The sequence below is a fragment of the Pseudomonas sp. HC1(2025) genome (genome assembly GCF_058742075.1).
This window is the reverse complement of record NZ_CP196017.1, coordinates 4539088-4555113: the sequence shown is the minus strand read 5'-3', so window position 1 is coordinate 4555113 and position 16026 is coordinate 4539088. Positions and strand designations below refer to the sequence as shown.

Sequence of the window (16026 nt, the reverse complement as noted above, 5' to 3'; positions counted from 1 at the left end):
CACTTGATGTGCCTCTGATCAAAAAGTGCGCAATTCTAGCGACGGGAAACGCACTTGACCAGCTTTATGCAGGGAAATACGACGAGTGCTGCGCTATGCTGCGCGCCGTTGCACCGGGGCTAGGTTGGTAGTCAACAAATAATCTGTTACCAGAAGTACAGCGGCACATGCTGTGTATAGCTTAGCTTTGGGCTTAAGTGTATAGCTGGGCTGTTTATAAAAGACCTCAGGTCAAAAGGGCAGGAGTGGTTGATGGGTCAGGTAAATAGTCAGGCGGCGGGTGCCGGGCATTCCAGCGCAAAGCCAATCGGCATGTTGGTGGCGGCGGTCGGGGTGGTTTATGGCGATATCGGCACCAGCCCGCTCTACACCCTTAAAGAGGTGTTTTCCGGCAGTTATGGGGTGCAGGTCAATCATGATGGGGTGCTGGGGATCCTGGCGCTGATCTTCTGGTCGTTGATCTGGGTGGTGTCCATCAAGTACATGTTGTTCGTGCTGCGCGCCGACAACCAGGGCGAGGGCGGCATCATGGCGCTGACGGCGCTGGCCCGACGGGCGGCGGGCAATCATCCGCGGCTGCGCAGTTTCCTGGTGGTGTGCGGCCTGTGTGGCGCGGCGCTGTTCTATGGCGACAGCATGATCACCCCGGCGATTTCGGTGTTGTCGGCCATCGAGGGCCTGGAACTGGCGTTCGACGGCCTTGAGCATTGGGTCGTGCCCGTGGCGTTGGTGGTGCTGGTAGGGCTGTTCCTGATCCAGAAACATGGCACCGACCGCATCGGCAAGCTGTTCGGGCCGGTGATGGTCACCTGGTTTTTGGTGCTGGGCGGCCTGGGCGTCTATGGCATCGTCCAGCACCCCGAAGTGCTCAACGCGATGAACCCGATGTGGGGTGTGCGTTTCTTCATGGTCCATCCGGGTATCGGCGTAGCAATCCTCGGCGCCGTGGTGCTGGCCTTGACCGGCGCCGAAGCGCTGTATGCCGACATGGGCCACTTCGGCCGCAAACCCATTGCCCGGGCCTGGTTCATCCTGGTGCTGCCGGCGCTGGTGCTCAACTATTTTGGCCAGGGCGCGATGTTGCTCGGTGACCCCGAGGCCGCGCGCAACCCGTTCTACCTGCTGGCGCCAAGCTGGGCCTTGCTGCCGCTGGTGGGCTTGTCCACCCTGGCCACGGTGATTGCTTCCCAGGCAGTGATTTCCGGTGCGTTCTCGTTGACGCGCCAGGCGATCCAGCTCGGCTACATCCCGCGCATGCATATCCAGCACACTTCCAGCGCCGAGCAGGGCCAGATCTATATCGGCGCGGTGAACTGGTCGCTGATGGTCGGCGTGATCCTGCTGGTGCTGGGCTTCGAGTCCTCGGGCGCCCTGGCCTCGGCCTACGGGGTGGCTGTGACCGGGACCATGTTGATGACCACCATCCTGGTTTCCGCCGTGATGCTGCTGTTGTGGAAATGGCCGCCGGTCCTGGCCGTGCCCGTATTGCTGGGCTTTTTGCTGGTGGATGGCCTGTTCTTTGCGGCCAACGTGCCGAAAGTGGTGCAGGGCGGTGCGTTCCCGGTGTTGGCGGGGATTGTGCTGTTTGTGCTGATGACCACCTGGAAGCGCGGCAAGCAATTGCTGGTGGAACGCCTGGACGAGGGCGGGTTGCCGCTGCCGATCTTTATCAGCAGCATCCGCGTCCAGCCGCCTCATCGCGTGCAGGGCACGGCGGTGTTCCTCACCGCCCGCCCGGACGCGGTGCCCCACGCCTTGCTGCATAACCTGCTGCACAACCAGGTGCTGCACGAGCAGGTGGTGCTGCTGACGGTGGTCTATGAAGATATCCCGCGCGTCCCGGCCCAGCGCCGCTTCGAAGTGGATTCCTATGGCGACGGCTTCTTTCGGGTGATCCTGCATTTTGGCTTTACCGATGAGCCGGACGTGCCCGAAGCCCTGAAACTGTGCCACTTGGACGACCTGGACTTCAGTCCTATGCGTACCACCTACTTCCTCAGCCGCGAGACGGTCATCGCCTCCAAGCTCGAAGGCATGGCGCGCTGGCGCGAGGGGTTGTTTGCTTTCATGCTGAAGAACGCCAACGGCAACCTGCGTTTCTTCAAGCTGCCGGTGAACCGGGTGATTGAGTTGGGGACCCAGGTAGAAATGTAACTCCAACAAAAAGCCCCCGTTGCCATGTGGCAGCGGGGGCTTTTTTGTGCCTTGGGAAACTGGCTGATCACCTTGAGGAGCAGGCAAGCCAGATCCTACCGTGATGGGGTATTACTCGGTCTTGACCTGGCGCTTCTCGATGATATCCACCAGGCGCTTGGCCAGTGCCGGGTAGTTCTCGTCGAAGTGATGGCCGCCCGGTAACTTCATGGCTTCGCCCACGGCGCTCTTGTCGGTGCAGCCGCTCTCGTCGACTTCTTCCTCGCCATAGATGCACACCACCTTGGCCGCCGGCAGCTTGGCCATTTCCGGGCCGGTGGCGGCTTCCTTGCCGGCATTGCCGAGCCAGCCTTCCACTTCGATCTCAAAGCTGCCCGTGCGGGCAAAGGCCAGCAGGATTATCGCGTCTACCCGTTGCTGTTCGGCTTCCGGCAGGCGGTTGTAGATGGCCGGCAATACATCGGCGCCGAACGAGTAACCCGTCAGCACAAAGCGCTTGGTGCCCCATTTCTGCCGGTAGTGCTGCATCAGCTCGGTCAGGTCCTTGGCGCTCTGCTCCGGGCTTTTGTGCTGCCAGTAATAGCGCAGGGTATCGATGCCGACCACGGGGTAGCCGATCTTGGCCATCTCGCCAGCCACGTCGCGGTCGAGGTCGCGCCAACCGCCGTCACCGGAAAGGAACAGGGTCACGGTGTCCTTGGCCTGGCCGGCCGGCACTTCCACCACCGGGATCGCCAGGCCGCCATTGTCCGAGCCCACCAGTTGCTTGCGCAGCTCGTTGTTCAGCACTTGCGGGTAATTGATGTCGTAGTCGCTGATGCTGGTGGTGGCGCGCGGGGTATCGCGTACGAAACTGGCGCTTTCGTCGTCAGGGTTATCGTTCCAGGCGACCAGCCAGTTGCCGTGGGCGGCGGTCTTGGGCAGTGGGTCCTTGCAGCCTTCCTGGACCAGGGCGAAGCCCACGGAGATGGCATTGGCCTTGTCGTCGTTCTGTGTCGCCAGCCAGCGCCAGGCGAGTGCCGCGCCAGGGCCGATGCCGCTGACCAGGGTGGCCGGGCCCTTGAGCTGGCCCAGGGCTGCTTGCAAGGCCTGCTCCTGCAGCTTGCAGTCGTCCTTGGGCAGGATCACTTGCACGATCTGTGCGCTGCCGCCCTGGCTCAGGGCAATCAGTTGGCTGTCGCTCAGGCTGGCGTCGGCCAGCACGGCGACGGCTACGCGAGCCTTGGGGGTGGTGCCAGGGGTCACACGGGTCAGGGTCGAGCCGTCGGCCTGGGGCAGTTGCTCCAGGGTCGGTTGGGGGGCGGGGCGATTCCAGTACCAGTAGCCGCCACCCAGGATCAGGGCCAGCACCACCAGACTTGCCAATACATACCGCCAGGAGCGTCGAATCATCAGCGTTTCACCAATCCAGTCAAGCCGCCCGCGATCAGGGCGGCGGTATCGGCCAGTGCCACCAGCGGATCAAGTCCTGCGGGCACGGCCATGTAACGAGGTTCCCAGTCAGGCTGGAACTTGTCTTTGAAGCGGCGCAAACCTTGGAAGTTATACAGCTGCTCGCCACGGCGGAATACCATCGAGCCCAGGCGCTGGGTCAGCGGTGCGCCACGGCGCGGTTGCAGGCCCGACAGCGGCACCATGCCGAGGCTGAAGCGTGCATAGTTGTGGCTCTTATAGTGCTGGATCAAGCCGACCATCATGAACTCCATGGTCAGCTTTGGCGCATCCGGGTGCGCACGCATCAGGTCCAGGCTGGCCAGGTCATGGCTGTAGGTCTCAAGCAGGTTGGCGAAGGCCACCGGCTGCCCCTCGAAGCGAATCACCGCAATGCGAAAATGCTTGAGGTACTCGTCGCTGAAACGGCCCAGGGAGAAGCCCTTCTCGCGCACGTTCTTGCCGGTCAACCAGGCATCGGAGATGACTTTCAAGGCATCCATCGGCGCCTGGCCCGGCTCGAAGATTTCCAGGGACAGGCCATCCCGGGTCCCGCGGTTCCAGGTGTAGCGCAGGTCCTTCATCTCCTTGCCCTTGGCTTCCAGGTCAAAGCGCTTGAGATCGACCCGGGCTTCTTCGCCCAGCTTGATCGCGGTCAGGCCGATATCCATATAGAAGGGCAGGTTCTCCGCACGTACCTGGTAGAACACCGGGCGGGCGTGGTGGATGTCGCACAGGTCGCGAAACTGCCAGATCATCTCGGCCCGTGGCTGGGTCGGGCCGATCGGGTCGTACAGGGCCACCAGGCTGCGGCCGCGCCGGGCGTACATCAGGAACGCTTCGTCGTTGGGGTGAAACAGCAGGGCCTTGTCGCCGGTCAGTGCCAGGCCGCCGTCGGGTTGCGAGGAGGCCATCAGGATCTTGGTGGCACGCTCCAGCTCATCGGCGGTCGGCAGGTGGATCACCGGGCGGGCGGTGCGCAACAACCAGGTCAGCGACACAATCACCAGCAAGATGGCGGCGCCCAGCAGCGAGCGCAGGCCACGCGGGGCGTTGGCGTCGAGGGTGAACTGCCACCACAGTTGATGGCTGTAAGGTACGTCCTGATAGGCGAACAGCAGCAGCCAGATCGACGCCCCCAGCACGCACACGCTGGCCACCAGATACAGCGGGGAAAACGGGAGTTCGGTCAGGCGGCTGGCGCGGTAGAACGAGCGCCGGAAGATTGCCAGCAGCACCGCAGTGATGGTCATCAGGCTGGCTTCTTCCCAGTCGAAGCCTTTGAGCAGTGAGAGCAGGGCGCCCACCAGCAACAGCACCATGGTCAGCATCCAGGCTGCCGACAGGCGTCGACGCAGGCCCTGGGCCAGCAACAGGCACAACACGCCGATCAGGCTGGCGCCAAAGTGCGAGGCGTCAATCAGGCGGTGGGGAATCAGGAAGCCGATGTTTTCCAGGCGTGAGTCGATTTCCGGGGTGGCGCCGGAGAACAGCAGCACCACCCCGGACAAAAAAACCAGCACGGCCAACACCGGTGCCGCGAGGCCCGAGGCCACCCGCAGGCTTTGCTGGGTCTGGAACAGGCGCTGGGCTTCGTTGATCAGCAGGAAGATGCACGCGATCAGCAATGGCAGCACCACGTAGATCATCCGGTACAACAGCAGCGCGGCGGCCAGTGGTGCGGCGCCGAGCTTGTCGGCAAACGCGGCCAGCAGGATCGCTTCGAATACGCCGACACCGCCAGGCACATGGCTGAGCACACCGGCCGCGAGCGCCAGCAGGTACACAAGCAGGAACGGGCCAAAGGGCGGGGCTTCTGGCAGCAACATATAAAGTACGGTAGCGGCGGCGGCGACGTCCAGGGCGGTGATGATCAGTTGCAGGAACGTCAGGCGGCGCCCAGGCAGGCGCAAGGTGCGGCGGCCGGCCTTGACCAGCAGGTTGTCGGGGTAGGGCTGCTCTGGCAGGCGCCGGCGATAAATCCCGATACACAATACGGCTGACAGCAGCAGCACCGCACCTGCGATGCCGCCGAGCAGCGCTGCGGGCAGATGCAGGGCGTTGGAGGCGGCGGGCAGGTTGCTCAACGTGGCCAGGGCGGCGAGTGGCGGTAAGGCGCAGCCCAGGGCCAGGCTGGCAAATACGGTCATATGGGCCACTTCCGAAGCCCCGATGCCATGCCGTGCATAAAGGCGGTAGCGCACCGAACCCCCGGACAGCATCGACAGGCCAATCGCATTGCCGATGGCGAATGCAGTAAAGCCGCCGTAGGCCAGGGTCTTGGCCGGTAGTTTTACCCCGGCGTAGCGTGCGCCGGAAAATTCGTAGCCCAATAGAATGATGAAACCCGCGATCGCGGCGGCAAAGGCGCCCAGCAGGGAAGGCTTCGGTACTTCCAGGATCGAGTCGTGCAGGGCGTATAGATCCAACTCTAGCAGCAGGTGGCGGCAGGCGATCAAGGCAATTGCAAACAGCAGCAGAGTGACCGCCAGCCCAATGGGTTGGCGATACTTGCTCAACAGATCCAGCCAGCGCAGGCGAGTGGGGGCGATCGGTTGTGTGGCTGTGACAGTGTCTTGTGGTTCAGACGAATTGGCGCGCATCAATCACCTCGTGGATTGTGCGCGACAGGATGGGGGTATCCAGCCAAGTTACCAATCCCTATGTACAAAATAATTACAAATAGTAACGCGGATCACCGGTCCCGGCGACAGCGTCCATTGGTCGCGCAAGGACGCGCTCGACACTTGAGCATAGCTTGCAAATGGATGGACTCTGAAACCCGCGGGCGGTTTCATGAAAGATGCCATGCCATTGTTTCAAAAGAACTTTTTCTGCGGATACAAAAAAGGCCACTCTTTCGAGTAGCCTTTTTTGATGTTTGGTTGCGGGAGCCGGATTTGAACCGACGACCTTCGGGTTATGAGCCCGACGAGCTACCAGACTGCTCCATCCCGCGTCTGTGGGCGGCATTCTACAGCGCAACGACGAGGTGTCAACCGTTAATGACATAAAGCGCAAAATAACTGCAAATTAGCCTAAGTGCTCGATTGAAAAAGACTTTTCACTGCCCTGGCGCATCGCCGGGAGTAGCAGGGCAAAAACCTGCACGCACAAAAAAGGCCACTCTTTCGAGTAGCCTTTCTTGATGTTTGGTTGCGGGAGCCGGATTTGAACCGACGACCTTCGGGTTATGAGCCCGACGAGCTACCAGACTGCTCCATCCCGCGTCTGTGTGTCGGCATTCTACAGAGGAATGGCAGTGTGTCAACTGCTGATTCCAAGAAAAGCGCTTGTGCTTCAATCGGTTAGCTCTCCAAGGCAAGGGCAGTATGGGGTTGCGGCCAGTCTAGCCGTGGCTTCCAGCTCTATTGGAGGGTGTTGTTCGATTGAAAAAATGAATTCATCCAGGTTTTTTCCTACCACTTTGTCAGATGATTCAAAGTACTGGTGCTATATACAGGTGTGAATGCGATACTGGCGATCCGTCTACTTATGTCCTGACCACGCCTCTCTTTATATGACGCAGCGCAAAATCATCCATGTCGACTGTGATTGCTTCTACGCTGCCATCGAAATGCGGGATAACCCGAGCCTGGCGCAAAAGCCCCTGGCGGTGGGTGGCTCGGCGGACCGGCGCGGGGTGATCGCCACCTGCAACTACGAGGCGCGAGCCTACGGTGTGCGTTCGGCGATGTCATCGCGCCATGCATTGAAGCTGTGCCCCGACCTGACCATCGTCAAGCCGCGCATGGATGCCTATAAAGAAGCATCGAAGGAAATTCACACGATTTTTTGCGACTACACCGATCTGATCGAGCCGCTGTCGCTGGACGAGGCTTACCTGGATGTTTCCGATTGCGCGCATTTCGGCGGCAGTGCCACGCGCATTGCCCAGGATATCCGCCGGCGCGTCTCCAACCAGTTGCATATCACGGTTTCGGCGGGGGTGGCGCCCAACAAGTTCCTGGCCAAGATCGCCAGCGACTGGAAAAAGCCCAATGGACTATTTGTAATCACCCCCGACCAGGTGGAAGATTTCGTATCGCAACTGCCGGTAAGCAAGCTGCATGGCGTCGGCAAGGTCACTGCCGACAAGCTGGCACGCCTGGGGATCGAGGACTGCCTGCAATTGCGCGAGTGGAACAAGCTGGCGCTGGTGCGGGAATTCGGCAGTTTCGGTGAGCGGTTATGGAGTTTGGCGCGTGGGATTGATGAGCGTGCGGTACACAACGACAGCCGCCGGCAATCGATCAGTGTAGAAAACACCTACGACGTCGACCTGCCGGACCTGCCCAGTTGCCTGGAAAAACTCCCGGAACTGATGGCGACCCTGGCCGGGCGCATACAGCGCATCGACAGCAGTTATCGGCCGGGCAAACCCTTTGTCAAAGTGAAGTTTCATGACTTTACCCAGACCACCCTGGAGCAGGCGGGGGCGGGGCGGGACCTGGAGAGTTACCAGCAGTTGCTGACCCAGGCGTTCAATCGTGGGGGCAAGCCGGTGCGGTTACTGGGGATTGGCGTGCGCTTGCTCGACTTGAACGTGGGGAATGAACAGCTGGAGCTGTCCTGGTAGATGGCTGGAGGTGGGCCTTATGTGGGAGCGGGCTTGCCCGCGATGGCAGTGGGTCAGTCGAATGTATCTAACCTGACACTCCGCTATCGCGGGCAAGCCCGCTCCCACACAAGTGCGCTCCTACATTGAGTGCTGCCTCAGCGGGTACCCGGATCCGCCACCAGCCGGCCGCCATCCTTGGTCAGCGCCTTGAGAAATTCCTGCTGCAATTCCGGATCATTGCGGGTCAGTTCAATCAGGCTTTGTTCCAGTTCGCTGGCTTCTTCTTCCAGGCCCAGTTCCGACAAGCGCTTGACCCGATGCACCCATTGGCTGACTTCGTCATCCTCCAGGTCGTCGTAGATCAAGGCGTGGGCTTCCAGCAGCTTGCCGCGCAAGGTCGTGCTGATGGCCAGGGATGAGTCCGAATGCACATCATCCTGGGCATCTTCAATGCTGATCCGCAAGGTGCGGACCTGGCTCAAATCCTGTTCGGCAAACGGGCTGTCCAACAGGTTCAGGCGCAGGACGCCGTTGCGATCGGTGGTCATTTCGTGGGTCTGCTTGCCGGCCTTGACCTGCACCGGTCGCTCACTCCACGGCAGGCTGGTGTACTCCAGGCGGCGGTCACGCTGGATTTCATCGATACCCGCCAGGTTCTGTTGCGCCCGGCCGTGGGACTGCACGTTCATGAACGGGTTGAGCCCGGCCACGCCGTAACTGATCCAGTCATGGGTCATGCTGTCCGGGAGGTTGCCCAGGGCAAAGATGTTCGCCACGTTGGCCCCGGCGCCCGCCACCACTGCCACCGCACCCAGCGGGATCTCGTAGAGTTCGCGCCAGGGTTGGTAGGGCGTGTAGCGATCATAGTGGCGCGTGACTTCAAACTCAGTGACTTCGAAAGTCCGCTGTTCATGAATGCGCACGCGGCGTTGCGGCAGTTCGAGCACCTTGGGTTCGCCGACATCGATCTGCAGGCTGTGGTCGAGCAACTTGCGCTCGATCCGTTCCTCGTGCTCGCTACGCTGCGACATCTGATTGGCGCAGCCGCTGACCAGCAGGGCGCCGCACAAGGCGGCGCCCCCCAGGGCTTTGGTGTTTCGCTTGAACATGACTTCTCTTGATCTGGTTTTCAGCGACGAATACGCGCCTGAAGGAAGGGCAGCACGTCAGCCACCGGCAACGGTTGGGCTTGGGCTTCGGTCCGGCTCTTGTATTCCAGATTGCCATCGGCCAGGCCGCGGTCACTGACCACGATCCGGTGAGGGATGCCAATCAGTTCCATGTCGGCAAACTTGATGCCCGGGCTGGTCTTCTTGTCGCGATCATCGAGCAGCACTTCGAAACCGGCGGCCGTCAGTTCGGCATACAGTTTGTCGGTGGCTTCGCGAACCTGCTCGGTTTCGTAGCGCAGCGGTACCAGGGCGATCTGGAACGGCGCCAGGGTGTCGCTCCAGATAATGCCTTTGTCGTCGTGGTTCTGCTCGATGGCAGCCGCCACCACGCGGGAAACGCCAATGCCATAGCAGCCCATTTCCAGGGTCACCGGCTTGCCGTTTTCGCCCAGCACTTCGCACTTCATCGCCTTGCTGTACTTGTTGCCCAGCTGGAAGATGTGTCCCACTTCGATGCCGCGCTTGATTTCCAGGGTGCCCTTGCCGTCCGGGCTTGGATCGCCGGCCACCACGTTGCGCAGGTCGGCCACGGTCGGCACCGGCAGGTCACGCTCCCAGTTGACGCCAAAGTAGTGCTTGTCGTCGATATTGGCGCCGATGCCGAAGTCGCTCATCAGCTCGACGGAACGGTCGATGATGATCGGCAATGGCAGGTTCAGCGGGCCCAGGGAACCAGCGCCGGCGCCAATGGCGTCACGCAGTTCGGCGTCCGAAGCCATGACCAGCGGGCTGGCCACGCCAGGTTGCTGGGCAGCCTTGATTTCGTTGAGCTCGTGGTCGCCACGGATAACCAGGGCGATCAGCTTGCCTTCTTCCTCGGCATGCACGATCAGGGTCTTGATGGTCTTTTCAATCGGCAGATTGAATTTTTCGACCAGGGTCGCGATGGTCTTGGTGTCTGGGGTGTCGACCAGGCGCAGCTCTTCAGCCGGCGCCGCACGGGAAGTTTCCCGTGGCACCGCTTCGGCTTTCTCGATGTTGGCGGCGTAGTCGGAGCCGTCGCTGAAGACGATATCGTCTTCGCCGGACTCTGCCAGCACGTGGAACTCATGGGAGCCCGCGCCGCCGATGGAACCGTTGTCCGCTTCGACCGGGCGGAATTTCAGGCCCAGGCGGGTGAACACGTTGCAATAGGCCTGGTGCATGCGGTCATAGGTGACCTGCAGCGAAGGCTGGTCGGCATGGAACGAATAGGCGTCCTTCATGATGAACTCGCGGCCACGCATCAAGCCGAAGCGTGGGCGGATTTCGTCACGGAACTTGGTCTGGATCTGATACAGGTTGAGGGGCAGCTGTTTGTAGCTGCTCAACTCGTTGCGCATCAGGTCGGTGATCACTTCTTCATGGGTCGGGCCTGCGCAGAAGTCGCGGCCATGACGATCCTTGAAGCGCAGCAACTCAGGGCCGTACTCTTCCCAGCGCCCGGATTCCTGCCACAGTTCAGCCGGCTGAGTGCTCGGCATCAATACTTCCAGAGAGCCGGCGGCGTTCATTTCTTCGCGAACGATCGCTTCGACCTTGCGCATCACCTTCAAGCCCATGGGCAGCCAGGTGTACAGGCCAGAGGCCAGTTTGCGGATCATACCGGCGCGCAGCATCAGCTGGTGGCTGATCACGACCGCATCGGAAGGCGTTTCTTTCTGTGTGGCGAGCAAATATTGACTGGTACGCATGGTAGGCCGTTGTCGGTTGCTTGGACTTGAAGTGACCTGGGATTGTACGGGCGGTCGCCGCCAGAGTACAGGCATCAGGTGCTGACGGGATTTCTGTGGGAGCGGGCTTGGCCGCGATGCCGGCGCCTGGCTGTGTCAGGCAAACCGCAGTGATGCTATCGCGGGCAAGCCCGCTCCCACAGGTATCAGCCTTCTTCGGGCGGGTTCAAACGGATCCGCCGGCTTTCCTGGTACCAATGCAAGGCAATCAGCAGCAGTGTCGGCACGCCGAGCAGCGCGGTGATCAGGAAGAAGTTGTGATAGCCGAACTTTTCCACCATGACCCCCGAGTACCCGCCGATCAACCGTGGCAACAGCAGCATGATCGAGCTGAGCAGGGCGTACTGGGTGGCGGAGAACTTAAGGTTGGTCAGGCTCGACAGGTAGGCGACGAACGCCGAAGTCGCCAGGCCCGAGCTGAAGTTGTCCAGGGAGATGGTGAAGATCAGCATCTGCAGGTCGGCGCCCATGTCGGCGAGCATCAGGAACAGCAGGTTGGTGCCGGCCGAGGTGATACCACCGATAAACAGGATCGGCAGGATGCCGAATCGCACGATCAACAGGCCGCCCATGCCGGCGCCGACCAGGGTCATGATCAGGCCGAAGATCTTGCTGACGCTGGCGATCTGGTCCTTGGTGAACCCCTGGTCGATATAGAACACGTTGGCCATCACGCCCATCACCGTGTCCGACATCCGGTAGGTAGCGATCAGCCCCAGCAGCAGCAGGGCCTGCCAGCGGTAGCGCAGGATAAAGTCGTTGACCGGTGTCAGCACCGGCGCCAGGCCCCGGCGGCCCATCGCCGAAAGGCACAGGGTGGTGAGGGTGATATAGAGGATGGCGCGCAGGAACGCGCGGTCTTCGAGCAGCAGGTCGAACAGGCTCACGCCTTCGAACAGCACGCTGGCAAAGTCAGTGTTGTAGAGCTGGGTGAACATCGCCGGGACCGACACCAGCAGGACGATCAACACGAATACCGACATCAGTTGGTGGGCAAACGTATAGCGCCCGGCCTGCAACTGGGTGCGCAACGGCACATCGGGTTCGCGCATGAAAAAGCTGGTGAGCAGGGCGGGGATCATCAGTACGCCGAACAGCACATAGGTGCCGGTCCACGCCGAATGTTTGTAGTTAAAGCCGGTGGAGCCAAAGCCCTCGGCAAAGAACAGCGCGCCGGCGGTGGCCAGCAGGGCGGCGATACGGTAGCCGGACATATAGCTGGCGGCCAGTGCGGCCTGGCGGCTGTCGTCGGCGATTTCCAGGCGATAGGCGTCTACCGCGATGTCTTGGGTGGCGGAGGCAAATGCCACGATAACGGCAATGGCGATCAGCCAGGACAGGTGTTTCTGCGGGTCGCAGAAGCCCATGCCGATCAAGCCGAGAATTACCAGGGATTGGGACAGCACCAGCCAGGAGCGACGACGCCCCAGCTTGCCCAATAGCGGCAGGCGCCATTGGTCCAGTAGTGGTGACCAGACCCACTTGAACGCATAGGCCAGGCCGATCAGGCTCGCATAGCCAATGGTTTCGCGCGCCACACCGGCTTCACGCAACCAGACCGAGAGCGTCGAGAACACCAACATGTAAGGCAGACCGGCGGCGAAGCCGAGCAGTAACAGCACTAACGTCGAGGGGCTGGCATAGGCAGCGAGCGCGGCGCGCCAGGTTTTACGGGGCATGGGCTGGAGTCTGCCTCAGATTTACGGAAACAAAGCGCGCACTCTAACCGCTGTGCTCTACCGGGCGCCAGCCATGACGCTGAATATCAACGCGATTGTTCAGGATACTGACACCTTCGCTGCGCAAACGCGCACGTTGTTCATCGCCCGAAGCGCTACCCACAGGCAGACTTATCCGACCGCCGGCGGCGACTACCCGGTGCCAGGGCAACTTGGAACCCTCGGGAAGCTGGCTCAGGGTGCGGCCCACGAAGCGTGCGGCGCGCCCCAGGCCGGCCAGGTGCGCCAGTTCGCCGTAGCTCACCACGCAGCCTTCGGGCACTTGGGCCAAGGTCAGGTACAGCGCGGTACGGCGCATTTCGGCCGGGTTTTGCGGGGTGTCGGCGGGCTCGTTCACTGTTCTGGCGGCTCGGTTGAAATTGGTCGTCGATATGTAAGAAACGTCTGTAAAAATGCCGTTGAGAATTGAACTCAATAGAAAACCTTGAGTCAGTCCTTGCTAAGACTTCAGCTACGCCGATAATGCCTCCTTTTTCGCCAAACTTGAGCCCCGTAACCGCTTATGTTGTCCAGAACCCTGTTGTGCCTCGCTGTCTTTACTGCTTCTACCCCTGTGCTGGCCGATACGGTCTGGTTGAAAAACGGTGATCGCCTGACCGGCAAGATCAAGGTTTTCGACGGCGGCAAACTGCTGATCCAGACTGAATACGCGGGTGCAATCCCGGTGGACTGGAAGCAGGTGAAAACCCTGGAAAGCGACCAGGAACTGCTGGTCAAGCAGGATGCCTACACCGGCGAGAAGGCCAAGTCCCTGCACCCGGCGGAGGATGGCAAGGTGGTCCTGGCCAACGGCGAGACGCCCAAGACGGTGGAGTTGGCCAGCATCCAGCAGATCATCAAGCCCAAGCCGGTGATCGAGGATCTGGTGTGGAAGGGCAACGTCGACGTGGCGCTCGACTACAAGCGTGCGGAAAAAGACACCGACGATTATGACATCGACTTCAAGACCACCGCCCGTCACGGCAAGTGGCGGCATATCGCTGAAGGCGAATACAACCGCGAATTCCAGAACGATGTGGTCACCACCGACAACTGGAGTGCCGAGTACGCGCTGGACCGCTTTATTACCGACCAGTGGTTCTGGCAGGGGCGCTTGACCTACAAGCACGACAAGGTTGAAGACCTGCGTCGCCAGCGCACCGTCGGTACCGGTCCGGGTTATCAGTTCTGGGATGATGAACTGGGCGCGTTCTCCCTCGGCTCGCTGCTCAACCGCACTGACTATGAATACCAGGACGGCGGCAAGGACAACTTCTATTCCCTGGCTATGAAGTGGGACTACAACCGCTACCTGATCGGCAAGACCGTGGAGTTCTTCACCAACGGCGAAGTGGGCAAGCCCCTGGCCGGTCCTGCCGACTACGCCCTCGATGCCGAAATGGGCCTGCGCTACAAAGTCACCGAATGGGCATCGCTCAATCTCAAGGCCGAGCGCGACATCATCAGCGGCGGTTCGGACAGCGACTTGAGCAAGACCCGTTACACCGCAGGTTTTGGCGTGACCTGGTAAGCCTGCCACGGTACGAATGCGGACTTTTAATGTGGGAGCGGGCTTGCTCGCGATAGCGATGTATCAGTCGACATATTCGTTAACTGACCAGTCTGCTATCGCGAGCAAGCCCGCTCCCACAGTTGTTTTTCGGCGTTGTTACAGGCGCAACCCCCCATCCAGCTCCAGGATGCGCCCGGTGTAATAGTCGTTCTCGAAGATATATCCCGCCGAGTGGGCGATTTCTTCCGGGCGGCCCATGCGCTTGAGCGGGATCCCCGACGTCATCTTCTCCAGCGCCTCGGGCTTCATGCCCAGGGTCATCTCGGTCTCGATAAAGCCCGGCGCAATGCCCGCCACGCGAATGCCATAGCGCGCCAGTTCCTTGGCCCAGGTCACCGTCGCCGACGCCACGCCGGCCTTGGCCGCCGAATAGTTGGTCTGGCCCACGTTACCCGCGCGGGAGATCGACGAGATATTGATAATGGCGCCCTGGTTTTTCAGCTCCACCATCTTCGCCGCCACTTCGCGGGTGCAGAGGAACACGCCGGTCAGATTGACGTCGATCACCGCCTGCCACTGGGCCAGGCTCATCTTGGTCATCTCGCCGTCCTTGACCTTGAGCAACAGGCCATCGCGCAGGATCCCGGCGTTGTTGATCAGACCGTGGATCGCGCCGAAATCATCGGCGATCCGTGCCACGGTGTAGGTCACCTGTTCTTCGTCCGCCACATTGCATAGATAGCTGCGCGCGGTGACGCCATGGGACTGGCATGCAGCCACTGCCGCATCGAGCTTTTCCTGATTGAGGTCCACCAGCGCCAGGTGGGCACCTTTACTTGCAAAATACTCGGCCATGGAACGGCCCAAACCCTGGCAACCGCCGGTGATAATGATTACTTTGTCGTTGATATGCATTCGCATGTCCTGTGAGCAGATTTAAGCGGTTGCCCAAGTCCGTTTTTTGACGGAATTTATCGAAGGAGTCATAAGTTGAGCGTCCACGTCGCCAAGAATGCCCGAGAACTACTGCTCAAGGAATACCGTGGGGCGCTCGCCACACACTCCAAAGCCATGCCCGGCTTCCCCTTTGGTTCGGTGGTGCCTTACTGCCTGGACGCCGAGGGCCGGCCGCTGATCCTGATCAGCCGTATTGCCCAGCACACCCATAACCTGCAAAAAGACCCTAAATGTTCGTTGCTGGTGGGTGAGCGTGAGGCGGATGACGTGCAGGCCGTCGGGCGCCTCACCTATCTTGCCGAAGCCGAAAAACTCGAGGACGAGGCGGCCATTGCTGCCGCCGCCGAGCGTTACTATCGGTACTTCCCGGATTCGGCGAACTACCACAAGGCCCATGATTTTGATTTCTGGGTCCTCAAGCCGGTGCGGCATCGCTATATCGGCGGTTTCGGGGCGATCCACTGGGTGGATCAACTGACCCTGGCCAACCCGTTCGCCGGCAAGGCCGAGTTGAGCATGATCGAGCACATGAACAGCGATCACACCAAGGCCATCGCCCACTATGTCGAACTGGCCGGCCTGCCGACCTTCGAGCCGGCGCAACTGGCCGGTATCGACAGCGAGGGCATGCATTTGCGCATCGGCCAGGGCCTGCACTGGTTGCCTTTTGCGGATACTTGCAACACTCCGACACAAGTGCGCGAGGCCCTGGTTTTCCTGGCCCATGCCGAGGCTTGGCCGAAAAAAGCCGTCACACACGCTTGAATTCACGAAAGAGCGACGTCATCTAAGGTCTAGTAGCAAGGCA

General features: G+C 60.8%; 11 protein-coding genes and 2 tRNA genes. 4 read left to right on the top strand and 9 right to left on the bottom strand.

What is annotated here, in order from left to right:
- Positions 1–252 precede the first annotated feature (252 nt).
- A complete protein-coding gene (locus ACSSVH_RS20345; RefSeq protein ID WP_170041859.1) occupies positions 253–2154 on the top strand; it encodes a potassium transporter Kup in 1902 nt (633 codons plus the stop codon).
- Between the two features lie 111 nt (positions 2155–2265).
- On the opposite strand, the gene ACSSVH_RS20340 is transcribed toward ACSSVH_RS20345, so the two are convergent.
- From ACSSVH_RS20340 to ACSSVH_RS20325, 4 genes are all read right to left on the bottom strand, one after another.
- Entirely contained in the window at positions 2266–3546 is a 1281-nt protein-coding gene (locus tag ACSSVH_RS20340; RefSeq protein WP_492633649.1) for a virulence factor family protein, read from the bottom strand.
- Positions 3546–6188 carry a bifunctional lysylphosphatidylglycerol flippase/synthetase MprF gene (mprF, locus tag ACSSVH_RS20335; RefSeq protein WP_169954602.1) on the bottom strand — a complete coding sequence of 881 codons (2643 nt, stop codon included), beginning with the start codon at positions 6186–6188 and terminating at the stop codon, positions 3546–3548. The genes ACSSVH_RS20340 and mprF overlap by 1 nt, the downstream gene beginning before the upstream one ends.
- A gap of 279 nt (positions 6189–6467) precedes the next feature.
- Positions 6468–6544: transfer RNA gene (locus ACSSVH_RS20330), tRNA-Met, on the bottom strand.
- A gap of 194 nt (positions 6545–6738) precedes the next feature.
- A tRNA-Met gene (locus ACSSVH_RS20325) sits at positions 6739–6815 on the bottom strand.
- Between the two features lie 290 nt (positions 6816–7105).
- Here ACSSVH_RS20325 and dinB point away from each other — a divergent pair.
- Positions 7106–8164 carry a DNA polymerase IV gene (gene dinB, locus ACSSVH_RS20320; RefSeq protein WP_492633648.1) on the top strand — a complete coding sequence of 353 codons (1059 nt, stop codon included), beginning with the start codon at positions 7106–7108 and terminating at the stop codon, positions 8162–8164.
- A 137-nt stretch (positions 8165–8301) separates the two neighbouring features.
- On the opposite strand, the gene ACSSVH_RS20315 is transcribed toward dinB, so the two are convergent.
- From ACSSVH_RS20315 to ACSSVH_RS20300, 4 genes are all read right to left on the bottom strand, one after another.
- Complete coding sequence (locus tag ACSSVH_RS20315) at positions 8302–9255, bottom strand: hypothetical protein (RefSeq protein ID WP_169954604.1); 954 nt, start codon at positions 9253–9255, stop codon at positions 8302–8304.
- A 20-nt stretch (positions 9256–9275) separates the two neighbouring features.
- Positions 9276–10991 (bottom strand): proline--tRNA ligase, encoded by a 1716-nt coding sequence (locus ACSSVH_RS20310; RefSeq protein ID WP_172311980.1) that lies wholly within the window; start codon positions 10989–10991, stop codon positions 9276–9278.
- 185 nt (positions 10992–11176) lie between these two features.
- Positions 11177–12709, bottom strand: a complete 1533-nt coding sequence (locus ACSSVH_RS20305) for an AmpG family muropeptide MFS transporter (RefSeq protein WP_169954606.1) — start codon at positions 12707–12709, stop codon at positions 11177–11179.
- Between the two features lie 43 nt (positions 12710–12752).
- Positions 12753–13106, bottom strand: coding sequence for an MGMT family protein (locus ACSSVH_RS20300; RefSeq protein ID WP_169954607.1), 354 nt, complete (start codon positions 13104–13106; stop codon positions 12753–12755).
- A 165-nt stretch (positions 13107–13271) separates the two neighbouring features.
- Between ACSSVH_RS20300 and ACSSVH_RS20295 the strand changes: the two genes are divergently transcribed.
- Positions 13272–14279, top strand: a complete 1008-nt coding sequence (locus ACSSVH_RS20295; protein WP_492633647.1) for a DUF481 domain-containing protein — start codon at positions 13272–13274, stop codon at positions 14277–14279.
- 138 nt (positions 14280–14417) lie between these two features.
- On the opposite strand, the gene ACSSVH_RS20290 is transcribed toward ACSSVH_RS20295, so the two are convergent.
- Positions 14418–15176, bottom strand: coding sequence for an SDR family oxidoreductase (locus ACSSVH_RS20290; protein ID WP_492633646.1), 759 nt, complete (start codon positions 15174–15176; stop codon positions 14418–14420).
- Between the two features lie 75 nt (positions 15177–15251).
- Between ACSSVH_RS20290 and ACSSVH_RS20285 the strand changes: the two genes are divergently transcribed.
- Positions 15252–15983: a HugZ family pyridoxamine 5'-phosphate oxidase gene (locus ACSSVH_RS20285; RefSeq protein WP_170056827.1), complete on the top strand. Its 732-nt coding sequence runs from the start codon at positions 15252–15254 to the stop codon at positions 15981–15983.
- The last annotated feature ends 43 nt before the right edge of the window (positions 15984–16026 follow it).